The sequence below is a fragment of the Microbacterium deferens genome (genome assembly GCF_045517775.1).
Taxonomy (GTDB): Bacteria; Actinomycetota; Actinomycetes; order Actinomycetales; family Microbacteriaceae; genus Microbacterium.
Map to the genome: position 1 here is coordinate 151830 of NZ_JBEUWT010000004.1, position 22725 is coordinate 174554.

Genomic DNA, 22725 nt, shown 5'->3' on the forward strand with positions numbered 1-22725 from the left:
CTTTAGCGGCGACCCTTGACGATCTTCTCCTGGTTGATGTCTTCCGCCTCGGCCGACTCGGTCGACTCGCTGCCGGGAGCGCCGATCGACTGGCCGTCGCCCGCGCGGAACTCGAGGAGGAACTCGTCGGTCTTCTTGCCCAGTTCGTCGACGATCTCGTCGCTCAGCACGTTCTTGTCGCGCAGCGTGTCGAGGATCGTCGTGTTGCGACGCAGGTAGTCGAGCAGCTCGCGCTCGAAGCGCAGCACGTCGGAGACCTCGACCGAGTCGAGCTTGCCGTTGGTGCCGGCCCAGATCGAGACGACCTGCTCCTCCACCGGGTACGGCGAGTACTGCGGCTGCTTGAGCAGCTCGGTCAGGCGCGCACCACGGGACAGCTGACGACGGGATGCGGCGTCGAGGTCGCTCGCGAACATCGCGAACGCCTGGAGCGAGCGGTACTGCGCGAGCTCGAGCTTGAGCGTTCCCGAGACCTTCTTGATCGACTTGACCTGGGCGTCACCGCCGACGCGCGACACCGAGATGCCGACGTCGACCGCGGGACGCTGGTTGGCGTTGAAGAGGTCGGACTGGAGGAAGATCTGTCCGTCGGTGATCGAGATCACGTTCGTCGGGATGTAGGCCGAGACGTCGTTCGCCTTGGTCTCGATGATCGGGAGACCGGTCATCGAGCCCGCACCGAGCTCGTCGGACAGCTTCGCGCAACGCTCCAGCAGACGGGAGTGGAGGTAGAAGACGTCGCCGGGGTATGCCTCGCGGCCCGGCGGACGACGAAGCAGCAGCGACACGGCACGGTAGGCCTCGGCCTGCTTCGACAGGTCATCGAAGATGATCAGCACGTGCTTGCCGCCGTACATCCAGTGCTGGCCGATGGCCGAACCGGTGTAGGGGGCGAGGTACTTGAAGCCGGCGGGGTCGGAGGCGGGGGCGGCGACGATGGTGGTGTACTCCATCGCTCCGGCGTCTTCGAGCGCACCCTTGACGGAGGCGATCGTCGAGCCCTTCTGGCCGATGGCGACGTAGATGCAGCGGACCTGCTTGTTGACGTCGCCCGACTCCCAGTTGGCCTTCTGGTTGATGATCGTGTCGATCGCGATCGCCGTCTTGCCGGTCTGACGGTCGCCGATGATCAGCTGGCGCTGGCCGCGGCCGACGGGGATCATCGCGTCGATGGCCTTGATGCCGGTCTGCATCGGCTCGTGGACGCTCTTGCGCTGCATGACGCCGGGCGCCTGCAGCTCGAGCGCGCGACGACCCTCGGGGATGATCTCGCCGAGACCGTCGATCGGGTTGCCGAGCGGGTCGACCACGCGGCCGAGGAAGTTGTCGCCGACGGGTGCCGAGAGCACCTCGCCGGTGCGGGTCACGGGCTGGCCGGCTTCGACGCCGGAGAACTCGCCGAGGACGACGACACCGATCTCGTGCTCGTCGAGGTTCTGAGCGAGTCCGAGCGTGCCGTCTTCGAACGTGACGAGCTCGTTCGCCATCACGCCGGGGAGACCCTCGACGTGGGCGATGCCGTCGGCCGCGTCGACGACGGTGCCGACCTCGGTCGCCGCCGCCCCGGTGGGCTCGTATGCGGCGACGAAGTCTTTCAGCGCGTCACGGATGACGTCGGGGCTGATGGACAGTTCTGCCATGGTCTTCCTTCGTTTGTGGGGCCGCAGCCCCCAGATCCCCGCCCGAATCGGACGGTACGTCTTCTAACCTGCGAGCCGCTGCCGCAGATCGGCGAGTCGGGTGGAGATGCTTGCGTCGATGACGTCGTCGGCGATCTGCACGCGCAGCCCGCCCACCACGTGGGGGTCGATCCGCGTGTTCACCGAGATCTCGGTGCCGTACCGCGCGGAGAGCGCGGCGCGGAGACGTTCGACCTGCGCGTCGCTGAGGGGTGCCGCCGAGACGACCGTGGCGACGGTGCTTCCGCGCTGGTCGGCGACGAGACGCATCGCCCACTGCAGGAGCACGCGCACACGACGATCGCGCGGCTGCTGCACGAGCGACGAGGCGATGAGAGTGGACGATGCGGCGGCGCGGCCCTCGAGCAGACGGGTCACGAGAGCACCCTTGGCCGATTCGTCGCCCATCCGGCTGCCGAGCGCGAGCTCGAGGTCGCCGTTCTCGGCAACGGTGCGCGAGAACCGGAAGAGGTCTCCCTCGACGTCGGCTCCGGGCTCGGCGATCGCGGCGGAGCGCACCGCGAGCTCCTCGACCGCTTCGACGAGATCGGCCGTGCGCGACCAGCGCTGTGCCACCACCGCAGTGAGCAACTCGACCGAGACCGGCGAGAGCACCGCTCCGAAGACGTCGGTGACGACCTTCGCGCGGGCGGTCGCGGGTGCGGCGGAGTCGGACAGTGCGCTGCTCAGCTGCGGCGAGCCGCCGATGGCGCGCGCCGCGGCGAACAGGTCGCCCGCGACGCCGAGGTCGACCCCGGCCGTCGCGTCGAGCGACGCCGCCGTCGACGACAGCGCGAGAGTGGTGGCACTGCCCATCAGGCCACCGGGCCCTGGGAGGCGCCTGCGGACTTCTCCAGCTCGGACTTCTCGAGGTCGGCCAGGAAGCGGTCGACGACCGACTGCGCCTTCTGGTCGTCGGTCAGCGCTTCGCCGATGACGTTGCCGGCCAGGTCGATCGCGAGCGTTCCGACCTCGCTGCGCAGCGACACGAGAGCGCTCTGGCGCTCCGCCTCGATCTGCGTGTGCGCGGCAGCGGTGACGCGTGCGGCTTCCGTCGTGGCGGTGTCGCGGGCCTCGGCGACGATCTTCTTGCCGTCCTCACGGGCGGCCTCGCGGATCTCACCGGCTTCCTTGCGCGCTTCTGCGAGCTGGGCCGTGTACTCCTCGAGGGCGGCCTCGGCCTGACGCTGTGCCTCGTCGGCCTTGGCGATGTTGCCCTCGATCGCAGCACTGCGCTTGTCGAGCACCTTCGTCACGCGCGGAAGCGCGTAGAAGACGACAACGAGCACGATGATGACGAAGCAGACGGCCGACCAGACGATGTCGTAATAGGCGGGCAGCAGCGGGTTACCGCTTTCTGCTCCCTCTTCGGCAGCGAGTGTGACAAGAGCGTTCAGCATCCTGCCTCCTTATTCGTGAGTCGCGGAGAGGGAGATCAGACCGCGGCGAAGATGAACGGCGTCGCGATGCCGATCAGCGCGAGGATCTCGATGAATGCGACACCGATGAACATCGTGGTCTGCAGGCGGCCGGCGAGCTCGGGCTGGCGAGCGGTCGACTCGATCGTCTTGCCGATCATGATGCCCAGGCCGATGGCCGGACCGATGGCCGCGAGGCCGTAACCCACGGTCGCGATGTTTCCCGTGATCTGCGCGAGAACCGTCGTAGCGTCCACTGGTGTTTTCCTTTCGTTGGGCGAACAGCCGATCAGCTGTTCGTCAGTGCTCTTCCGCGACCGCGAGCTGGATGTACACCGCGGTGAGGATCGTGAAGACGTAGGCCTGGAGCAGGCCGACGAAGATTTCGAAGAGGGTGAACCCGAACCCGAGGGCCAGGGTTCCGGCAGCCAGAGGCGTCAGCCAGCTGGCGCTGAAGAGGAAGAACTGCGTCGCCGCGAAGAACAGCACCAGCATGAGGTGCCCGACGATCATGTTCAGCAGGAGTCGGAGGAACAGCGACACCGGGCGGGCGATGAAGGTGGAGATCAGCTCGACGACCGCGATGATCGGGATGAGGTAGACCGGCACACCGCTCGGAACGAGCGAGTTCTTCACGAAGCGTCCGACGCCGTGCTTGCGGATGCCCGCATAGATGAAGGCGACGTACGCGGTGAGCGCGAAGACCAGGGGCGCTCCGGCCACCGACGTGCCCGGGATGTTGAGGAACGGTATGACGCTGGTGAGGTTCATGAAGGCGATCGCGAAGAACATCGCGGTCAGCAGCGGCAGGAACCGTCGACCGTCCTTCTCGCCGAGCACCTGGAAGGCGACCTGCTCGCGCACGAACCCGAAGGCCAGCTCGACGATGCTCTGGAAACGCCCGGGCACGACCGCCATGCGGCGTGTACCCCAGATGAGGAACAGCACGACCAGCGCGGTGGCGATGAGCTGCACCATCGTGATGCGCGTGAAGGCGAAGGGCGTGCCTTCGAACAACAGCGCCGGGGGGAAGAAGTCGCTGATGGAGGGCGGGTGGAACTCGTTGTCGGCCGCCATGGCGATCATCGTCGCTTGAGTCAACGGATTGGCTCCAGCTTCTCGTGCCAGCCTGAACCAGCTCGGTAAGAGTGAGAAGAATCTTTCACGGGGCCTCAGCGTCGCCGCTGCACACCAGCCGTAAAGTGTGAACCCAGCGTATCAAACCTCGGGGCCCCGCCCCGCCACCCGGACGGAAATGACCCGGTCAATCCTCCGGATTCGTCTGCGGCAGGGTCGTGTCCGACACCCCGGGGAGCCTCATCCGCGACAGGACGACGAGATCGACGACCAATGACGCCACCGCCGCGGCGACGAGCGCACCGTAGAAGACGGGCGTGACGAGCCACTCCACCCGCATCAGCAGGAGGAGGGCGACGATCACCAGCACGAACTTCAGGATCCAGCCGCCCATGACGACGCCGAAGAAGATCTGCAGGTAGTTGGGCGTGCCGAACCAGTGGTTGCCGACGAGGATGCTGACGGCCGTCAGAGCGGGGAAGAGGACGCCGACGAGCGCGCCGATCACGCCGCTCCACAGGCCGTCCGCTCCCCCGACGGCGACGCCGACGATCGCGGCGAGCACGACCACACCGAGGCCGACCAGCAGCCCCCAACGGAGCGCGGTGCGCAGGACGGGTGTGCTGGAGACGGGATTGGGACTCATGCGGGCTCCTGGAGGGGGCGGCGGCGCGACGTGCGGCGCGTGGGGATCAGGGTGACGACGAGACAGGCGACGACGCCGACCGCGCCGAAGACGATGCCGATGAGGTAATCGCCCGGCCAGCTCATCTGCGTGCCGACGTACATCAGCAGCACGGCGATGCTGACCACCGCGGTCCACGCATAGAAGATCAGCACCGCCTCGCGGTCGCTGTGGCCCATGTCGAGCATGCGGTGGTGGAGGTGCTTGCGGTCGGGCGAGAACGGCGACTTGCCGGCCCGCAGGCGTCGGATCACCGCGAGCCCGAAGTCGAGCAGCGGCAGGATGACCACGACGATGGGCAGCAGGATGGGGATGAACGCACCCAGCAGCTGCGAGCGCCCGAGCTGCTCGGGGTCGAGCACCGCGGGGTCGAGTTGCCCGGTGATGGCGATGGCGGCGCTGGCCATCAGCAGTCCGAGCATGAGGGCACCCGAATCGCCCATGAACAGCTTCGCCGGGCCCCAGTTCAACGGCAGGAAGCCGAGGCACGCGCCGACGAGCACGGCGGCGATGAACGACGCGAGGTTGAAGTAGGTGGTGTTGCCCGTGTCGCGCACCAGCATGTACGTGTACGCGAAGAACACGCCGTTCGCGATCAGGCAGACTCCGGCGACGAGACCGTCGAGACCGTCGATGAAGTTCACCGCGTTCATGACGATGACGATCGCGAAGATGCTCAATCCGAAGCTGACCCAGCTCGACCCGATCGAGAGGCCCCCGATCGGCAGCGAGAGGATCTGCAGTTGCCCGAACCACGCGATGATCCCCGCGGCGAGGAACTGCGCGCCGAGCTTGATCATCCAGTCGAGGTCCCACAGGTCGTCGGCGACGCCGATGAGCACGATGAGCAGGGTCGCGAACAGCAGCCAGAGCACGGGCCACGGGTCGGCCCAGAAGACGGAGAAGAACGGATGCTGGCTCGAGAGCGCGAATGCGGCCACCACGCCCAGGAACATCGCGATGCCGCCGAGTCGCGGAGTCGGCGCCTTGTGGACGTCGCGATCGCGGATCGCGGGGTAGAGCTTGTAACGCAGTCCGATGCGCCAGACGGCGATCGAGAGGACGAACGTCACGATCGCGGTGAACAGCGCGATCAGGAGGTACTGCGTCACGCCGAGCCGCCGGCCGCAGCATCCGGCTCGTCGTCGGGTGCGGCCTCCCGGCGCTCAGCGCCCTCCGGTTCGGCGTCGTCGAGGTCACCGGCGCCGGGGAGCGGCGGGTCGGGCTCGAGCAGGTCTCCGAGCACGGCGCGCAGGCGCTCACGGTCGACCGCCCCCTCGCGCAGCACCCGCACGAGAGGGTCGCTGCCGCCCACGAGGCTCGTGGCATCGACGATGGTCGAGGCGATCCCGGTCTCGGACGGGCCGGCGTCGATGTAGACCTCGACGGAGGTCTCGAGCATGTCGCGGGCCTCGTCGATGGTGGTGGCCGCGGGGCGCCCGGTGAGATTGGCGCTCGAGACGGCGAGCGGCCCGCACTCCTCGAGGAGTTCGAGGGTGAGGTTGTGGGCGGGCATCCGCACGGCCACGGTGCCGCGGGTGTCGCCGAGATCCCACGACAGCGAGGGCTGGGCGGGGAGGATGATCGTCAGACCGCCGGGCCAGAACTCCTCGACGAGGCGCTCGACCGGCTCGGGGATCTCGGCGACGAGCGCGCGCAGCGTGCTGACACCGGCGACGAGCACGGGCGGCGGCTGCTCGCGTCCGCGGCCCTTGGCCTGGAGCAAGCGGGTGACCGCGCCGGCGTCGAACGCGTTGGCGGCGATGCCGTACACGGTGTCGGTGGGCAGCACGACGAGCTCGCCGCGGCCGATGGCCTGCCGGGCGTGGCGCATGCCGGAGAGAAGTTGTGCCTCGTCACGGCTGTCATAAACGGGTGACATGTCGCCGCACAGTCTACGGGGCCGAGCCGCGCCGGCCGTGAGGACTACGCGGGTCGCAGTGCCGTCGTCGCCCGATCGCGCGTCGTCAGGTCGGGGTGGGTGGCCGCGGCCTGCCAGCCGTCGGCGGCGAGGATGGCGCGGATGGCCTCCCCCTGCCATTCGCCGTGCTCGATGACGATGAGCCCGCCGGGGTGGGCCAGGCGCAGACCGACGTGACTGAGGGTCCGCACGACGTCGAGACCGTCCTCCCCTCCGTACAGGGCGGCGGGCGGGTCGTAGTGACGCACCTCCGGATCCCGGGGGATCGCCGCATCCGGCACGTAGGGCGGATTGGACACCACCACCGACACCGTCCCGTCGAGGTCGCCGAACGCGTGCTCGAGGTCGATGAAGGCCAGCCGCAGGTTGTCGGCGCCGATGCGTGCGGCGTTCTCCTTCGTCCACACGAAGGCATCGACGGAGTTCTCCGCCGCGAACACCCGCGCGTGGGGCACCTCCGTGGCGAGCGACAGGGCGATGGCACCGCTACCGGTACCCAGGTCGACCGCGATCGGAGAGGCGGATGCTGCGGCCCGCAGCGCGTCTATCGCGAGCTGGGCCACCATCTCGGTCTCCGGCCGGGGGACGAACACTCCCGGACCGACCGCGAGTTCGAGGTGACGGAAGGGGGCGACGCCGGTGAGGTGCTGCAGCGGCACGCGGGCGCTGCGCCGCTCGACGAGCGCATCGAACTCCGCCGCGTCGGCTGCCGTGATGCTGTCGCCGCGGATCGCCGCGCCCTGCACCGCACCGCGACTCGTGCCCAAGACGTGGGCTGCGAGAAGCTCGGCGTCGACCGCGGGATCGGTGACGCCCGCACGGCCCAGACGCGCCCCGGCGGAGCGAACGAGGTCGGCGAGGGGCACGTCGACGGGCGACGCGAGCGGGGGGACGGGCTCGGGCATGGCGGGCCCAGCATAAACGCTCCGGCGTGTGCGGTCACATTGCGCCCGCGCGCAGCGTGCTCGCCTAGGCTGGCGATATCCGCGTATCGACGGCGAAAGGCGAGCCATGCCCGGCATCCACCCCGACATCACTTCCGCGTTCGGCGAGACCCCGTTGGTGCGGCTCAACCGCGTCGCCGAGGGCGTCGAGGCGACCATCCTCGTCAAGCTCGAGTTCTACAACCCGGCGGGGAGCGTCAAAGACCGCCTCGGCATCGCGATCGTCGACGCCGCGGAGGCGTCGGGAGAACTCAAGCCCGGGGGCACGATCGTGGAATCCACGAGCGGCAACACCGGCATCGCCCTGGCGATGGTGGGTGCGGCCCGCGGCTACCGGGTGATCCTCACGATGCCCGCCTCGATGTCGAAGGAGCGGCGCCTTCTGCTGAAGGCGTTCGGCGCGGAGCTCGTGCTCACCGACCCGACCAAGGGGATGTCGTACGCCGTCGACGAGGCCAAGCGCATCGTCGCCGAGACCCCCGGCGCGGTGTGGGCGCGGCAGTTCGAGAACGAGGCCAACCCCGAGATCCACCGCAAGACCACCGCCGAGGAGATCCTCCGCGACACCGACGGCAAGGTCGACTACTTCGTCGCCGGCATCGGAACGGGCGGCACGATCACCGGCGTCGGACAGGTGCTGAAGGAGCGCGTGCCGGGCGTGAAGATCGTCGCCGTCGAGCCGTCGGATTCCCCCATCCTCACGAAGGGTCACCCCGGACCCCACAAGATCCAGGGCATCGGGCCGAACTTCGTCCCGGCGATCCTCGACCGCGACCTGCTCGACGAGGTCATCGACGTCGAGTTCGATGACGCGATCCGACTGGCGCGCGAGACGGCCACGAAAGACGGCATCCTCGTCGGCATGTCCAGCGGTGCCGCCATCTGGGCAGCCCTCGAGATCGCGAAGCGGCCCGAGGCCGCCGGCAAGAACATCGTCGTGATCATCCCCTCGTTCGGCGAGCGATACCTCTCCACGGCGCTGTACGAGAACCTGCGCGAGGACTGAGCGTGGCGTTCGGCAGCCGCATCCGCGAAGACCTCGCCGCGGCGAAGCTCCGCGATCCCGCCGCGCGCGGGGCGATGGAGATCGCACTGCTCTACCCGGGTCTGCACGCGATCTGGGCGCACCGCGTCTGGCATCGTCTGTGGCTCGCCGGCTGGCGGTTCCCCGCTCGCCTGGGCTCGCAGGTGACCCGCTGGATCACGGGCATCGAGATCCATCCCGGTGCGGTGATCGGGCGACGCTTCTTCATCGATCACGGCATGGGCGTCGTGATCGGCGAGACGGCGGAGGTCGGCGACGACGTGCTGCTGTACCACGGGGTCACCCTGGGCGGGCGGCAGCGCGAGGGCGGCAAGAGGCACCCGACCATCGGCGACGGCGTCGCCGTCGGTGCCGGGGCGAAGATCCTCGGGCCGATCACGATCGGTGCGCGCTCCGCGGTCGGTGCGAACGCCGTGGTCACCCGTGACGCGGCCGAGGACAGCGTGCTGGTCGGCGTCCCCGCGAGGGCCCGCGCCCGTCGCCAGGGCGAGGACACCCGCGCACTGCTGACGGCGCCCGAGTACTCGATCTGACCGCGTTCCCCTGTCGCATGCGGCGGGAGCGACCGGCACTCCGCGACAGCGGAATCGGCGAGGGTCCGTTCCCCTGTCACGACGGGCGGGTGCGGCCCGCACGCTGCGACAGGGGATGCGGGCCTACGCTCGGAGGGTGACCGAGCTGCACGAGCTGACCGCCGTCGACCTCGCCGGAGCGCTGCGGCGCGGCGACATCACGCCGGCGGCGGCAGCGGCGCACTACCTGGCCCGCATCGAGCACCACGCGGCTCTCGGCGCGTTCGCCGAGGTCACGCCGCACGCGGCCTTCGAGCGAGCGGATGCTGTGGGCCGCTCCCCCGATCGCGGCCCGCTGTACGGCGTGCCGCTGGCCGACAAAGACCTCGTCGCGCGCGCCGGCGTGCCCACGCGCTACGGCTCGCTCGCGCGCCGGGAGTACGTTCCCGCAGCATCCGACCCCCTCGCGGCGGCGCTCGACGACGCCGGCGCAGTGAATCTCGGCAAGACCGCGACGAGCGAGTTCGGCCTCACGGGGTACACCGAGCCGCGCACCGGTCACCCCGCCCGCGACCCGTGGAACCCCGAAAACGGGGCGGGGGGCTCGAGCGGCGGCGCGGCCGTCGCGGTCGCCGCAGCGCTCCTGCCCTTCGCGGTGGCATCCGACGGCGGCGGGTCGATCCGCATCCCGGCGGCCACCGTGGGCGTGGTGGGGTTGAAGCCCTCGCGCGGACGGCTGCCGATCGGGTCGGGCTTCGACTCCCCCGACGGCCTCGCCGTGACCGGGCCGATCGCCCGTACGGTCGCCGACGCCGCGTTCCTGCTCGACGCGCTGGTCGGCCTCGCCCCGTTCCGCTACGCCACGCGCGCGCCGGGCGACGGGCCGTTCCTCGCGGCCGCGACCGCCCCGTCCCCGCAGCGGCGGATCGGGGTGACCACGACCTCGCCGTGGGACGACAGCGAAGACATCCGCGTCGACCCCGACGCCGCGGCGGCCGTGGATGCGGCCTCGGCGGCCCTGACCGCACTGGGTCACGGGACGGACGACGCCCGGTGGCGGCCGCGGGGCTACGCGGAGCTCTTCCGGGTGCTCTGGCGGGCGAGCGCCGCGCGGATCCCCCTGAGCGACGCCGACCTCGACGTCGTCGAGCCGCTGACGGCGTGGCTCGTCCGTCAAGGACGCGGGCTCGCCGCATCCGACCTCCTCGGCGCCCTGAGCGCTGCCCGCGTGTTCGAGCGCGAGACGATCGAGGCCTTCTCGCCGTTCGACGCCGTGCTCACGCCCGCGCTCGCGCTGCCACCGCAGCGGGTGGGCTGGTACGACGGACTCGACCCCGAGCGAACCTTCGCGCGCCAGGTCGAGTACGCCCCGTTCAGCAGCTTCGTCAACGTGGCCGGGCTGCCGGCGGTCACCGTGCCGTTCACCCGCGACGCGTCGGGGCACCCGGTATCGGTGCAGCTGATCGGTCGCCCCGGCGGCGAGGCCACCATCCTGTCACTGGCGGCGCAGCTGGAGTCCTTCCGCGGGCCGCTCCCCTCCCCGCCGAACGGGTAGCGCCGTCGGAGCGGCCGGAATACAGGAAGAATCGCGCTCGAGGCGTCCTGGAGCACCCCCGCAGCGCGATTCGTCCTGCATTTTGGCCGGCGAGGGCTGTCCGGTCGGCCAGCGATGCCGGCCGGTTCGGGCTCAGCGCCTCAGTCGTCGCCGGCGAGGGCGGCCAGCTGGGCTTCCTCGTCGGCGGAGATGGCCGACTCGATGATCGGGCCGAGCGCCCCGTCCATGACCTGGTCGAGGTTGTAGGCCTTGTAGCCGGTGCGGTGATCGGCGATGCGGTTCTCGGGGAAGTTGTACGTGCGGATGCGCTCGGAGCGGTCCATGCCCCGGATCTGCGACTTCCGCGCGTCGGACGCGATGGCGTCGCGCTCCTCCTGCTGCTTCGCCAGGAGCCGGGCGCGCAGCACGCGCATGCCGGCCTCGCGGTTCTGCAGCTGGCTCTTCTCGTTCTGCATCGACACGACGATCCCGGTCGGCACGTGCGTGATGCGCACGGCGGAGTCGGTCGTGTTGACCGACTGCCCGCCCGGACCCGACGAGCGGAACACGTCGATCTTCAGATCGCTGGGGTTGATCTCGACCTCGTCGGGCTCGTCGACCTCGGGGAAGACGAGCACGCCGGTGGTGGAGGTGTGGATGCGGCCCTGCGACTCGGTCGCGGGAACCCGCTGCACGCGGTGCACACCGCCCTCGTACTTGAGGCTCGCCCATACGCCCTGCGCGGGGTCGCTCGAGGAGCCCTTGATCGCGACCTGCACGTCTTTGAAGCCGCCCAGGTCGGACTCGTTGCGCTCGAGCAGTTCGGTCTTCCAGCCTCGGGATGCGGCGTACTGCAGGTACATCCGCAACAGATCGGCCGCGAACAGCGCGCTCTCCGCGCCGCCCTCGCCCTGCTTGATCTCCATGATCACGTCGCGGGCGTCGTCGGGATCACGCGGGATCAGCAGGCGGCGGAGACGCTCCTGGGTCGCCACGACGAGCTCGTCGAGCGCGGGCACCTCTTCGGCGAACGCGGCGTCTTCCTTCGCGAGCTCCCGCGCCGCGGCGAGGTCATCGGCCGCCTGCGTCCACGCCTCGTAGGCGTGGACGATGCGGTTGAGCTCGGCGTAGCGACGGTTGACGCGCTTGGCTCGCCCCGCATCGGCGTGCACCGCGGGGTCGTTCAGCTCGAGTTCGACCGCTTTGTGCTCGTCGAGCAGCCCGCGGACGGACTCGAGCATCCCCGACGCTTCGACAGGCTCAGCGGACACGGGGGTCAGCGGATGCTGTTGTCGTGCCCGTGGCTGCCGTTGCCGCCGTGCGTCGGGGCAGGCATCGACTTCTGCATCTGCACGAGGAACTCGACGTTCGACTGCGTCTCCTTGAGCTTGCCGAGCACGACCTCGAGCGCCTGCTGCGGGTCGAGACCCGCGAGCGCGCGACGCAGTTTCCACGTGATCTTGACCTCGTCGGCCGAGAGCAGCATCTCTTCGCGGCGGGTGCTCGACGCGTTGACGTCGACGGCCGGGAAGATGCGCTTGTCGGCGAGCTGGCGGCTCAGGCGCAGCTCGCTGTTGCCGGTGCCCTTGAACTCCTCGAAGATCACGTCGTCCATCTTCGAACCGGTCTCGACGAGGGCCGTCGCGAGGATCGTGAGCGATCCGCCGTTCTCGATGTTGCGCGCGGCGCCGAAGAAGCGCTTGGGCGGGTACAGGGCGGATGCGTCGACCCCACCGGTGAGCACGCGACCCGAGGTCGGCGCGGTGATGTTGTAGGCGCGGCCGAGGCGGGTGATCGAGTCGAGCAGCACCACGACGTCGCGACCGAGCTCCACGAGGCGCTTGGCACGCTCGATGGCGAGCTCGGCGACCGTGGTGTGGTCTTCGGCGGGGCGGTCGAACGTCGAGGCGATGACCTCGCCCTTGACCGTCCGCTGCATGTCGGTGACCTCTTCGGGACGCTCGTCGACGAGGACGACCATCAGGTGCACCTCGGGGTTGTTCTGCGCGATCGCGTTGGCGATCTGCTGCAGCACGATCGTCTTGCCGGCCTTGGGCGGCGCGACGATGAGGCCGCGCTGGCCCTTGCCGATCGGAGCGACGAGGTCGATGATGCGCTGGGTCAGCTTCTCGGGTGCCGTCTCGAGGCGCAGGCGGTCCTGCGGGTAGAGCGGGGTGAGGTTGCCGAACTCGACGCGGGTCGCCGCGTCTTCGACCGACAGGCCGTTGATCGCATCGACCTTGACGAGCGCGTTGTACTTCTGACGGCCCGACTGCTCGCCCTCGCGGGGCTGCTTGATCGCGCCGACGACGGCGTCGCCCTTGCGAAGGTTGTACTTCTTCACCTGGCCGAGCGAGACGTAGACGTCGCTGGTGCCGGGGAGGTAGCCGGTGGTGCGCACGAACGCGTAGTTGTCGAGCACGTCGAGGATGCCCGCGATCGGGATGAGCACGTCGTCCTCGCCGATCTCGGTGTCGAACTCGTCGCCCGTCGTCTGGGGGCCGCGTCGCTTGTTGCGCTGGCGGTTGCGCCCGTTCGACTGCTCGTTGTCGGCCTCTGCGGCGGGTGCCGGCTCGGCCTTCTCGGGCGCGTTGGTGTTGCCGCGTGCGTTGCCGCGGCTGTTGCCGTTGCCGTTGCTCTGCGCGTTGCCGCCGTTGGACGCACCGTTCTCGGCGGCGCCCCCCTCGGCGTTCGCGGCGTTGCCGCGGTTGCGGTTGCGGTTGCGGCTGCGCCCACGACCCCGCGGGGCGGAGTCTTCGGCGTTCTCGGAGTTGTCGGAGTTCGACGAGGAGTTCTCGGCAGCCGCGTCTTCGGCGGGCGTCTCGGTCTCGGCCGGAGCCTCGGCGGGGGCCTTCTCGGCGTCTGCGGCCTTGTCGGCGTCTGCGGCCTTGTCGGCGGCGGGCTCCTCGGCGGGAGCCTCGTCGGCCGGAGCGTCGGTGGCGGGTTCGTCGGCAGCGGGTGCTTCGACGGCGACCTCGGCGGGCGCGGACTCAGCGGCGGGCGTGACCTCGGCCTCGGGGGCCGGCTCCGCGGCGGGTGCGGCCTCTTCCGGCTTCGGGTCGGTGCTCTTCGCACGACGCGGTGCGCGCTTGCGCGGCGCCTTGACGGGCTTCGTCTCGGCGGGCGTCTCTGCCTCAGCGGGCGCAGCCTCGGCGGGCTTCGCCTCAGCGGGCGCAGCGTCGGCGGGCGCAGCGTCGGCGGGCGCAGCCTCGGCCGAGGCTGCCTCGGCGGCCGCGGCGTCGGCGACGGCCTGGGCATCGGCCTCAGGCACGGGCGGCGCCTCAGCGACCGGGGTCTCGGGCGACGACTCGGCGGATGCCGTAGCGTCGGGGGTGGTGTCGACGGCGGCGTTCGATTCTTCGGACGGCGCGTCGGCAGTGTGGATCTCGGAGATGGACTCCACGAGTGCTCCCTTGTAGACGGATGATCAGACCGCACTCGACGCCGGTACGACAGGCATCGTCATTCACCGCAGTTCGTCAAGCGCAGAGGCGCTATATCGGGTTGCGGGTGCGTGCGGTAGTTCGCAGAATTGCGACCGGGGCCAGATTCACGTGGGATACGTGGTACCCCCGGCATTGTCCCTCACTGTACCACCCTTGACATCGACGGCGAGCATGAGGGCGTTCCACGGGGTGTCGGCCACCGAGGCGGCCAGGTCGGCCGCTTCGAGGCGTCGACCGGGGCCGTCGGCGAGCACGAGGACGCTCGGCCCCGCACCGGAGACGACGGCGGCGAACCCGGCCGCGCGCAGTGCGCGCACCAGCTTGTCGGTCTCGGGCATCGCCTGTGCGCGGTAGTTCTGGTGCAGTCGGTCTTCGGTCGCCGCCAGCAGCAGATCGGGGCTCTGCGTCATGGCGGCGATGAGCAGCGCGGAGCGCGACAGGTTGAACACGGCGTCCTCGTACGAGACGTGCTCCGGCTGCAAGCTGCGTGCGACCTTCGTCGACATGGTGAACTCGGGGACGAGCACGAGCGGCGACACGCCGCGGTGCACGATGAGCTGCTTGTGCTGCGGCGACGCAGCATCCATCCAGGCGATGGTCAGACCGCCGAACAGGGCGGGGGCGACGTTGTCGGGGTGGCCCTCGAGCTCGGTCGCCAGGCGCAGGAGGGTCTCGTCCGACAGCTCCACGTCGCCCGCGAGCAGGCCCTTGGCCGCGAGGAGCCCCGAGACCACCGCGGCTCCCGACGAGCCCATGCCGCGTCCGTGCGGGATCACGTTCACCGCCTCCAGCCGCACCCCCGGGAGGGTTCGGCCGACCGCGGCGTAGGCGTGCGCCATCGACCGCACGACGAGGTGTGACGCGTCCAGCGGCACGGATGCTGCGCCCTCGCCCGAGACGACGATCTCGACCTCATCGGTCTCGAGCTGGGTGACGACGAGCTCGTCGTAGACGCTGAGGGCGAGCCCGAGCGTGTCGAAACCCGGTCCGAGGTTGGCGCTCGTCGCGGGGACCCGGACGACGACCGAGCGGCCGCCGCCCTGGGTCACGCCGACGCCTCGGCGACGAGCCCGAGCACCGATGCGACCTCGGAGGTGGCGGCGTCGACGACCGTCGGCTCGACCTGCGACCCGTCGGGCTGACGGAGCGCCCACTGGGGATCCTTCAGACCGTGGCCGGTGACCGTGAGCACCACGCGGGAGCCCGCGGGGATGACACCGGCCTCAGCGCGCTCGAGGAGTCCCGCGACGCTGATCGCGGAGGCGGGCTCGACGAAGATGCCGACCTCGCCCGAGAGGATCTTCTGCGCCGCGAGGATGCGCTCGTCGTCGATGGCTCCGAAGTAGCCGTCGGTCGCCTCGCGCGCCTGCAGGGCGAGATCCCACGATGCCGGGTTGCCGATGCGGATCGCGCTGGCGATCGTGTCGGGGTTCTTCACGACCTCGCCGCGGACGAGCGGCGCGGAGCCGGCGGCCTGGAAGCCGAACATGCGGGGCACCCGGTTGGCGACGCCGCGGTCGGCCTCTTCGCGGTAGCCGCGCGAGTAGGCGGTGTAGTTGCCGGCGTTGCCGACGGGGATGAAGTGGAAGTCGGGAGCGTCGCCGATCACTTCGACAACCTCGTACGCCGCGGTCTTCTGACCCTCGATGCGGTCGGGGTTGACGGAGTTCACCAGGTGCACCGGATAGTGCTCGGCGAGCTCGCGCGCGATCTCGAGGCAGTCGTCGAAGTTGCCGCGCACCTGGATGAGACGGCCGTCGTGCGCGACGGCCTGGCTGAGCTTGCCCATCGCGATCTTGCCCTCGGGCACGAGCACGGCCGCGGTGATGCCGGCGTGCGCGGCGTAGGCGGCGGCGGAGGCCGACGTGTTGCCTGTCGAGGCGCAGATGACCGCCTTCGCACCGTGCTCGACGGCCCGGGAGAGCGCCACCGTCATGCCGCGGTCCTTGAACGACCCGGTCGGGTTCATGCCCTCGAACTTCACCCACACGTCGGCGCCGGTGCGACGCGAGAGCGCAGGGGCGGGAAGCAGCGGCGTGCCGCCCTCGCCCAGGGTGACGACGGTCGAGGCGTCGGTGACGCCCAGTCGGTCGGCGTATTCGCGGAGGACTCCGCGCCAGAGGTGTGCCATCTCAGTCTCCTTCTACCCGCAGTACAGATACGACCCGGTCGACCACGCCGGTGGCGGCGAGCCGATCGACGGTCTCGCTGAGGTCTTTCTCGCGTGCCTTGTGCGTGCCGATGACCAGGCGGGCCTTCGGTGCGTCTTCGGTCGGGGGTTCTGCCGTCGGCGCGGCCGCCGCGGCGAGTACCGTCTGCTCGACGGTCGCGATCGAGACACGCCCCTCGTTCAGGATGCCGGCGATGGTCGCGAGCACTCCGGGCTGGTCGTCGACCTCGAGCGTGATCTGGTAGCGCGTGATGACGCGTCCGATCGGCGAGACCGGCAGGTTCGCGCGCGTGGACTCGGCGACTCCGACGCCGCCGGCGACGTGCCGACGAGCAGCCGAGACCACGTCGCCGAGCACGGCCGAGGCGGTCTGCACTCCCCCGGCACCCGCGCCGTAGAACATGAGGTTGCCGGCGGCCTCCGCCTGGACGAAGACCGCGTTGTTCGCGCCGTGGACGCTGGCGAGAGGGTGCGCGCGATCGACGAGGGCGGGGTAGACCCGCACCGAGATCGATTCGCCGTCGCCGTCGGTCGCCGCGAGGCGCTCGCAGACGGCGAGGAGCTTGATGACGTAGCCGGCGTGACGTGCGGCGTCGATCATCGAGCTGTCGATGCTCGTGATGCCCTCGCGGTGCACGGCCTCGAGCGGCACCGCGGTGTGGAACGCCAGGCTCGCGAGGATCGCGGCCTTCTGCGCCGCGTCGTAGCCCTCCACGTCGGCCGTCGGGTCGGCTTCGGCGTAGCCGAGCGCCTGCGCCTGCGCGAGCACGTCGGCGAAGTCGGCGCCCTCGGCGTCCATGCGGTCGAGGATGTAGTTCGTCGTTCCGTTGACGATGCCCATGATGCGCTGCACGCGGTCGCCGGCGAGCGAGTCGCGCAGGGGCCGGATGATGGGGATCGCACCAGCGGCGGCGGCCTCGTAGTAGACCTGCGCGCCCACCTGGTCGGCCGCGTCGAAGATCTCGGGGCCGTGGGTCGCCAGGAGCGCCTTGTTGGCCGTCACGACGTCGGCGCCGGAGTTGATCGCCTGCAGCACGTACTCGCGGGCCGGGTCGATGCCGCCCATCAGCTCGATGACGATGTCGGCACCGACGATCAACTGCTCCGCGTCGGTCGTGAACAGCTCGCGGGGCAGGTCGACGTCGCGGGGCGCGTCGACGTCGCGGACGGCGATGCCGGCGAGTTCGAGCGAGGCTCCGGCACGGTCGGCGAGCTCGGCGCCGTGCCGCAGGAGGAGCGAGGCGACTTGCGAGCCGACGGAGCCCGCACCCAGCAGCGCGACTCGGAGGCGACGGTAATCGGTCATGCGATCCCTTCGGTGGTGGTCTCCGCCGCCACGACAGCTCCGACGTCGCGGGAGAGGAGGTCGGCGACGCTCTCGCGGCGCACGATGACGCGGGCTTCACCGTCGCGCACGGCGACGACCGCGGCCCGCGGGGTGTAGTTGTAGGTGCTCGCCAGCGAGAAGCAGTAGGCGCCGGTGGCGGGCACGGCGAGGAGGTCGCCCGGGGCGACGTCGCCGGGGAGGTACTCGGCGTCGACGACGATGTCGCCCGACTCGCAGTGGTGTCCGACGACGCGGCTCAGCGCGGGCGCGGCGGCGGTCGTGCGCGACGCGATCCGCGCGCTGTACTGCGCGCCGTAGAGGGCGGGGCGGGCGTTGTCGCTCATGCCGCCATCGACGCTGACGTAGACGCGCTCGAGGTCGTCGCCGACGCGGACGGGCTTGACCGTGCCCACCTCGTAGAGCGTGACGCCGGCCTGACCGACGATGACGCGGCCGGGCTCGAACGCGATGTCGGGGATCGGGATGCTGCGCGCCGCGCACTCGGCGGCGACCGCGTCGACGATGCCCGACGCGATCTCTTCGAGCGGGCGCGGGTCGTCGTGGGACGTGTAGGCGATACCGAAACCGCCGCCGACGTTGAGGAGCGGGATCTCTCCCCCGGCCAGGAGTTCGGCGTGCAGCTCGACCAGACGCGCCGCCGACGCGCGGAACCCGGAGGCGTCGAAGATCTGCGAGCCGATGTGGGCGTGGAGTCCGATGAAGTCGAGTCCCGGCACCTCGCGGATCCGCGCGACCGCGGTCGCCGCATCCGTCATCGAGAAACCGAACTTCTGGTCTTCGTGGGCCGTCGCGAGGAACGCGTGCGTCTCGGCGTGCACACCCGTGCGCACGCGCACGAGCACGCGCTGCACCGCGCCGAGGCGCTCGGTGATCGCCGCGAGACGTTCGATCTCGATGGGGCTGTCGACGATGATCGATCCGACGCCGACCTCGACCGCGCGTTCGAGCTCGGACACGGACTTGTTGTTGCCGTGGAAGCCGATGCGCGCGGGCTGGGCGCCACCGGCGAGGGCAACCTCGAGCTCACCGCGCGAGCACACGTCGACCGAGAGGTCTTCGCTCGTCACCCAGCGGACGATCTCGGTGCTGAGGAACGCCTTGCCGGCGTAGTAGGTGCGGGCCTTCACGCCGTGCGTCGCCGCGGCCGAGGCGAACGCGTCACGCGCGCGGCGCGCGTGGGCGCGCACCTCTTCTTCGTCGACGACGTAGAGCGGCGAGCCGAACGTCTCGACGAGCTCACGGGCCGACACACCGCCGAGCTCGAGGGTCCCGTCGGCGTCTCGGCGGGCGGACGCCGGCCAGATGCGGGCCGACAGGTCGTTCGCGTCGGCGGGGACGGACAACCACTCGGGTGCGAGCGGCGCGGCAGGCGAGGCGGACACGGAGGGGACCAATCGACGGATGCGGCGGCGCCGGTCGCCAGGCAACGGATGCCGTGGGCTCGTCCACGCCGCGGGTGGTTGAAGTCTAGGGCACCGCCGCGCACTGCCCCGGCCGAACCGACGCTGCGCGTCAGCCGCAGGTGCCCTTCTCGCCGAGGGCGGCCGCGTCGAGGGCTGTCGCGTCGACCGCGAAGCGCGCCACGAGCTGCTGGCCTTCCACAGCCACCGACGTGATGCGCGCCGTCGCGGGGAGCTCGGTCGCGAGGCACACGGAGCGCGGCTGCAGCGAGGCGAGGGCCTCGTCGCCGTACCGGGCGCGCAGGTCGTCGACCGTGCTCTGCGCCTCGTCGAAACGCACCAAAGAAGTGGTGAGCGTGATCGCCCCTTGGGAATGACCTGGCGCGAGGGTCAATCCGACGGAGGCTTTCCGCCCGCCCGCCGAGACCGCGGTCGACGCGGTGACGTCGGCACCATCGAAACCGAACGTCGCACTGCCGCCGCTCGCCGCCGCCATGTAGGCGAGCTGGCTCGCATCGATGCGAAGCTCGCCGCGCACCTCGCGCGCCGTGCTCTGCTCGCCGAGAGACACGTCCGTGAGTTCGAGTGACGAATCGCCCGCGCCGCCGGCGAGGTTCACGTTCTGCGACGACACGGTGACCAGGCTCAGATTGCGCAGCAGCAACTGGGGCAGCACCGGCCCGGAGATCTCGGTGTCGACTCGTTGCGTGGCGGGCAGTCCGCTCACCTGGATGACCGATCGGCTGATCGTCGACTGCAGCATCGAGCGCGCGATCCAGTCGAGGACGCCGAAGACGAGCCCGACGAAGACGAGCACGACGACCACGACCACGGCGATACGCCCCGCGCGCCCCGATCCGCGGGACTCGGGGTTCACCGCGGGAACCGGAACGACGGGCGCCAGCACCTCGGTGCGCTCGGATTCCATGACCATTCACGCAGTGTGCCGACACCTCGGGGCGTGCCGGGCGACGGTGGGAGGAACGAGAGCGGATCGCGCGGTGAACGGCAGGCGAATCAGCCGCAGGTGCCGTTCTGACGCAGCAGCGGATCGACGACGACGGCGCCGTCGATGTCGAAGTCGGCGACGACCTCCGCTCCGTCGACGGAGACCGAGGTCAGCGTGAGGGCCGACGGGAGGTACTGGGCGATGCAGACGTCCCACGTGCGCAGCACCGTGTCGGCGAGACCGCCGAACTGCTGGCGCAGGGCGTCGGCGGTGAGCTCTACCCCGCCCGCCGAGAACGACGACGGCGTGAGGGTGAGATCCCCCGCACTCCCCGCGGCCGGGAGGAGCGCGATCCCCACCGGGATACCGACGCCGAACAGGCTGAGCTCGGTCGATACGGTCACGTCGGGCGCGGCGATCCCCGCAGCATCCGCCGGAAACCCGTCTACCGTCGAGAGAAGGGCGCGAAGCTGGGTCTGGTCGAGGCGCACGGTGGCGGTTCCCGGTCCGGCGGCGGCATCGGCCCGGATCGGCATGTCGGTGATCGTGACCCGCACGTCACCCGACAGCTCGCCGAACGTCACATCGTCTGAGGCGATGGTGACCTCGTCGAGCGTTCCGGAGATCAGCTGGGGAATGACGAGCCCGGGCACCTCGACGTCGACGGGCTGGTCGGCGGGGAGGCCGGCCTGCGACACGACCAGGGTGCGGATGCCGCCGGTCACCGCTCCGCGCGCGAGCCACTCGGCGCCGAAGGCGGCCGACCCGACGAGCACGAGCACGATGACGAGCGTGACCATCCACGGCCACAGGCGACGCCGACGCTTCGGCTGCTCCGTCGGTTCGAACGGCAGCGTGTCGGCGTCGGTCATCGGGTCACATCCGTTCCGGAGCGCTCACGCCCAGCAGGTCGAGTCCGTTGCGCAGAACCTGACCGGTGGCGTCGTTCAGCCACAGGCGGGTGCGGTGCACGGATGCGACGGGTTCGTCGCCGAGCGGGATCACCCGGCAGCTGTCGTACCAGCGGTGGTAGAGGCCTGCGAGCTCTTCGAGGTAGCGGGCGACGCGGTGCGGTTCGCGCACCTCGGCGGCGAAGGCGACCACGCGCGGGAACTCCTGCAGGGCGCCCAGGAGCGCCGACTCGGTCTCGTGATCGAGCAGTTCGGGGGCGAACTCCGAACGGTCCACACCCGAGGATGCGGCGTTGCGCGCCACGTTGTGCGTGCGCGCGTGGGCGTACTGCACGTAGAAGACGGGGTTGTCGTTCGTGCGCTTCTGCAGGATCTCGGGATCGAGCGTCAGCGGCGAATCGGCCGGGTAGCGCCCGAGGGAGTAGCGCAGCGCATCGGTGCCGAGCCAGGCCTGCAGGTCGTCGAGCTCGATGATGTTGCCCGCGCGCTTGCTGAGCTTGGCGCCGTTGATCGACACGAGCTGCCCGATGAGCACCTCGACGTTCTTCTCGGGGTCTTCGCCGGCCGCGCCCGCGAGCGCCTTGAGACGGTGCACGTAGCCGTGATGGTCGGCGCCGAGCAGGTAGATCTTGTGCGCGAAGCCGCGGTCGCCCTTGTTGAGGTAATAGGCGGCGTCGGCGGCGAAGTAGGTGTACTCGCCGTTGGACCGCCGGATGACGCGGTCTTTGTCGTCGCCGAAGTCGGTGGTGCGCACCCAGACGGCGCCCTCGTCGTCGAACACGTGACCCTGCTCGCGGAGGCGGTCGACGGCCTCGTCGACGAGGCTCGGGGCGCCGTCGTTCCGGGCGTGCAGCACGCGCTCGGAGAACCAGACGTCGAAGTGCACGTTGAAGCGCTCGAGAGACGCCATGATCTCGTTGAGCTGGAATCCGTAGGCAAGCTCCGTCGCGAGCTCGATCTGCTCGGAACGCTCGAGCGACGCGATATCGGTCCGGGCTTCGACGACACGGGCCGCGAGCTGCCGGATGTAGTCGCCGGCGTAGCCGTCTTCAGGTGCGGCTTCATCGTTGACGGCCGCGACGACCGAGCGGCCGAAGCGCTCCATCTGCGCGCCGGCGTCGTTGATGTAGAACTCCCGCACGAGGGTCGCGCCGCTGGCCAGCAGCAGGCGCGCGATCGAGTCGCCCAGGGCCGCCCACCGCGTGTGCCCGATGTGCAGCGGTCCGGTCGGGTTGGCGCTGACGAACTCGAGGTTGATGGAGGTGCCGCGCTGGCTGTCGTTCGACCCGAAGGCGGCACCGGCCTCGACGATGGCCTTGGCCAGGGCGCCGGCAGCGGCGGCATCGAGGCGGATGTTGATGAACCCGGGGCCGGCGACCTCGACGCTCGCGATGCCGTCGACGCTCTCGAGCCCGGCGGCGATCTCGGCGGCGAGCTCGCGGGGGTTCGCGCCGACCTTCTTGGCCAGCTTCATGGCGGCGTTGGAGGCCCAGTCGCCGTGGTCGCGGTTCTTCGGACGCTCCAGCGGCAGGTCGGCCGCGGTGAGACCCTCGGTCGACCCTTCGCGTCGCGCCTCGGCGAGAGGCGTCACGACGGCGAGCAGGGCGGCGGAGAGAACGTCAGGATCCATAGCCTCACCAGTCTAGGGTTTGCGCGGCTGCGGGCCGGGTCGGCGCCGCAGCCCCG

General features: G+C 70.3%; 21 protein-coding genes. 3 read left to right on the plus strand and 18 right to left on the minus strand.

All coding sequences use genetic code 11. The annotated features are described in order from the left end of the window. Positions 1-2: 2 nt before the first annotated feature. The 9 genes from atpA to prmC form a co-directional block, all read right to left on the minus strand. Positions 3-1640: a F0F1 ATP synthase subunit alpha gene (gene atpA / locus ABTU82_RS14485; RefSeq protein WP_116647426.1), complete on the minus strand. Its 1638-nt coding sequence runs from the start codon at positions 1638-1640 to the stop codon at positions 3-5. Between the two features lie 63 nt (positions 1641-1703). Continuing rightward, positions 1704-2495 (minus strand): F0F1 ATP synthase subunit delta, encoded by a 792-nt coding sequence (locus tag ABTU82_RS14490; RefSeq protein WP_407173933.1) that lies wholly within the window; start codon positions 2493-2495, stop codon positions 1704-1706. Continuing rightward, positions 2495-3079, minus strand: a complete 585-nt coding sequence (locus ABTU82_RS14495; protein ID WP_116647428.1) for a F0F1 ATP synthase subunit B — start codon at positions 3077-3079, stop codon at positions 2495-2497. Before ABTU82_RS14495 ends, ABTU82_RS14490 begins: the two co-directional genes overlap by 1 nt. A gap of 35 nt (positions 3080-3114) precedes the next feature. Then, the gene (gene atpE / locus ABTU82_RS14500; protein ID WP_116647429.1) at positions 3115-3354 is read right to left on the minus strand and encodes a F0F1 ATP synthase subunit C; all 240 of its coding nucleotides are present in this window, start codon (positions 3352-3354) and stop codon (positions 3115-3117) included. A gap of 43 nt (positions 3355-3397) precedes the next feature. Beyond that, the gene (gene atpB, locus ABTU82_RS14505) at positions 3398-4174 is read right to left on the minus strand and encodes a F0F1 ATP synthase subunit A (protein WP_310793510.1); all 777 of its coding nucleotides are present in this window, start codon (positions 4172-4174) and stop codon (positions 3398-3400) included. A 187-nt stretch (positions 4175-4361) separates the two neighbouring features. Beyond that, a complete protein-coding gene (locus tag ABTU82_RS14510) occupies positions 4362-4820 on the minus strand; it encodes a Cg1360 family ATP-synthase-associated protein (RefSeq protein WP_116647431.1) in 459 nt (152 codons plus the stop codon). After that, a complete protein-coding gene (locus ABTU82_RS14515) occupies positions 4817-5971 on the minus strand; it encodes an MraY family glycosyltransferase (RefSeq protein WP_116647432.1) in 1155 nt (384 codons plus the stop codon). The genes ABTU82_RS14510 and ABTU82_RS14515 overlap by 4 nt, the downstream gene beginning before the upstream one ends. Continuing rightward, a complete protein-coding gene (locus tag ABTU82_RS14520) occupies positions 5968-6741 on the minus strand; it encodes an L-threonylcarbamoyladenylate synthase (protein ID WP_116647433.1) in 774 nt (257 codons plus the stop codon). Before ABTU82_RS14520 ends, ABTU82_RS14515 begins: the two co-directional genes overlap by 4 nt. A gap of 44 nt (positions 6742-6785) precedes the next feature. Continuing rightward, positions 6786-7685 (minus strand): peptide chain release factor N(5)-glutamine methyltransferase, encoded by a 900-nt coding sequence (prmC, locus tag ABTU82_RS14525; RefSeq protein ID WP_407173934.1) that lies wholly within the window; start codon positions 7683-7685, stop codon positions 6786-6788. A gap of 106 nt (positions 7686-7791) precedes the next feature. On the opposite strand from prmC, the gene cysK reads away from it, so the two are divergent. The 3 genes from cysK (at position 7792) to ABTU82_RS14540 (ending at position 10836) form a co-directional block, all read left to right on the plus strand. Further along, on the plus strand, positions 7792-8730 hold the full coding sequence (gene cysK, locus ABTU82_RS14530) for a cysteine synthase A (RefSeq protein ID WP_116647435.1): 939 nt from the start codon (positions 7792-7794) through the stop codon (positions 8728-8730). Positions 8731-8732: 2 nt separating this feature from the next. Next, positions 8733-9302 (plus strand): serine O-acetyltransferase EpsC, encoded by a 570-nt coding sequence (gene epsC / locus ABTU82_RS14535; RefSeq protein ID WP_116647436.1) that lies wholly within the window; start codon positions 8733-8735, stop codon positions 9300-9302. A gap of 136 nt (positions 9303-9438) precedes the next feature. Then, positions 9439-10836 (plus strand): amidase, encoded by a 1398-nt coding sequence (locus ABTU82_RS14540; RefSeq protein ID WP_407173935.1) that lies wholly within the window; start codon positions 9439-9441, stop codon positions 10834-10836. A gap of 140 nt (positions 10837-10976) precedes the next feature. Here the strand turns inward: ABTU82_RS14540 and prfA are convergent, their stop codons facing one another. From prfA to ABTU82_RS14585, 9 genes are all read right to left on the minus strand, one after another. Then, the gene (gene prfA, locus ABTU82_RS14545; RefSeq protein WP_407174015.1) at positions 10977-12056 is read right to left on the minus strand and encodes a peptide chain release factor 1; all 1080 of its coding nucleotides are present in this window, start codon (positions 12054-12056) and stop codon (positions 10977-10979) included. A gap of 35 nt (positions 12057-12091) precedes the next feature. Beyond that, positions 12092-14218, minus strand: coding sequence for a transcription termination factor Rho (gene rho, locus ABTU82_RS14550; RefSeq protein ID WP_407173936.1), 2127 nt, complete (start codon positions 14216-14218; stop codon positions 12092-12094). A 147-nt stretch (positions 14219-14365) separates the two neighbouring features. Next, positions 14366-15310 (minus strand): homoserine kinase, encoded by a 945-nt coding sequence (gene thrB, locus ABTU82_RS14555; protein ID WP_407173937.1) that lies wholly within the window; start codon positions 15308-15310, stop codon positions 14366-14368. Further along, on the minus strand, positions 15307-16392 hold the full coding sequence (gene thrC, locus ABTU82_RS14560; protein WP_407173938.1) for a threonine synthase: 1086 nt from the start codon (positions 16390-16392) through the stop codon (positions 15307-15309). The genes thrB and thrC overlap by 4 nt, the downstream gene beginning before the upstream one ends. 1 nt (position 16393) lies before the next feature. Next, positions 16394-17737 carry a homoserine dehydrogenase gene (locus ABTU82_RS14565; protein ID WP_116647442.1) on the minus strand — a complete coding sequence of 448 codons (1344 nt, stop codon included), beginning with the start codon at positions 17735-17737 and terminating at the stop codon, positions 16394-16396. Further along, positions 17734-19161: a diaminopimelate decarboxylase gene (gene lysA, locus ABTU82_RS14570; protein WP_116647443.1), complete on the minus strand. Its 1428-nt coding sequence runs from the start codon at positions 19159-19161 to the stop codon at positions 17734-17736. Before lysA ends, ABTU82_RS14565 begins: the two co-directional genes overlap by 4 nt. A gap of 130 nt (positions 19162-19291) precedes the next feature. Then, positions 19292-20113 (minus strand): LmeA family phospholipid-binding protein, encoded by an 822-nt coding sequence (locus ABTU82_RS14575; protein ID WP_133241717.1) that lies wholly within the window; start codon positions 20111-20113, stop codon positions 19292-19294. 83 nt (positions 20114-20196) lie between these two features. Next, on the minus strand, positions 20197-21000 hold the full coding sequence (locus ABTU82_RS14580; RefSeq protein WP_407173939.1) for an LmeA family phospholipid-binding protein: 804 nt from the start codon (positions 20998-21000) through the stop codon (positions 20197-20199). Between the two features lie 4 nt (positions 21001-21004). Next, positions 21005-22669: an arginine--tRNA ligase gene (locus tag ABTU82_RS14585; protein WP_116647446.1), complete on the minus strand. Its 1665-nt coding sequence runs from the start codon at positions 22667-22669 to the stop codon at positions 21005-21007. Positions 22670-22725 lie beyond the last annotated feature (56 nt).

Bases quoted from the DNA above. Each gene is read 5' to 3' on its own strand.
- atpA (WP_116647426.1), bottom strand. From the start codon at position 1,640: ATGGCAGAACTGTCCATCAGCCCCGACGTCATCCGTGACGCGCTGAAA.
- ABTU82_RS14490 (WP_407173933.1), bottom strand. From the start codon at position 2,495: ATGGGCAGTGCCACCACTCTCGCGCTGTCGTCGACGGCGGCGTCGCTC.
- ABTU82_RS14495 (WP_116647428.1), bottom strand. From the start codon at position 3,079: ATGCTGAACGCTCTTGTCACACTCGCTGCCGAAGAGGGAGCAGAAAGC.
- atpB (WP_310793510.1), bottom strand. From the start codon at position 4,174: ATGGCGGCCGACAACGAGTTCCACCCGCCCTCCATCAGCGACTTCTTC.
- ABTU82_RS14510 (WP_116647431.1), bottom strand. From the start codon at position 4,820: ATGAGTCCCAATCCCGTCTCCAGCACACCCGTCCTGCGCACCGCGCTC.
- ABTU82_RS14520 (WP_116647433.1), bottom strand. From the start codon at position 6,741: ATGTCACCCGTTTATGACAGCCGTGACGAGGCACAACTTCTCTCCGGC.
- prmC (WP_407173934.1), bottom strand. From the start codon at position 7,685: ATGCCCGAGCCCGTCCCCCCGCTCGCGTCGCCCGTCGACGTGCCCCTC.
- cysK (WP_116647435.1), top strand. From the start codon at position 7,792: ATGCCCGGCATCCACCCCGACATCACTTCCGCGTTCGGCGAGACCCCG.
- prfA (WP_407174015.1), bottom strand. From the start codon at position 12,056: ATGCTCGAGTCCGTCCGCGGGCTGCTCGACGAGCACAAAGCGGTCGAA.
- thrC (WP_407173938.1), bottom strand. From the start codon at position 16,392: ATGGCACACCTCTGGCGCGGAGTCCTCCGCGAATACGCCGACCGACTG.
- ABTU82_RS14565 (WP_116647442.1), bottom strand. From the start codon at position 17,737: ATGACCGATTACCGTCGCCTCCGAGTCGCGCTGCTGGGTGCGGGCTCC.
- ABTU82_RS14575 (WP_133241717.1), bottom strand. From the start codon at position 20,113: ATGGTCATGGAATCCGAGCGCACCGAGGTGCTGGCGCCCGTCGTTCCG.
- ABTU82_RS14580 (WP_407173939.1), bottom strand. From the start codon at position 21,000: ATGACCGACGCCGACACGCTGCCGTTCGAACCGACGGAGCAGCCGAAG.
- ABTU82_RS14585 (WP_116647446.1), bottom strand. From the start codon at position 22,669: ATGGATCCTGACGTTCTCTCCGCCGCCCTGCTCGCCGTCGTGACGCCT.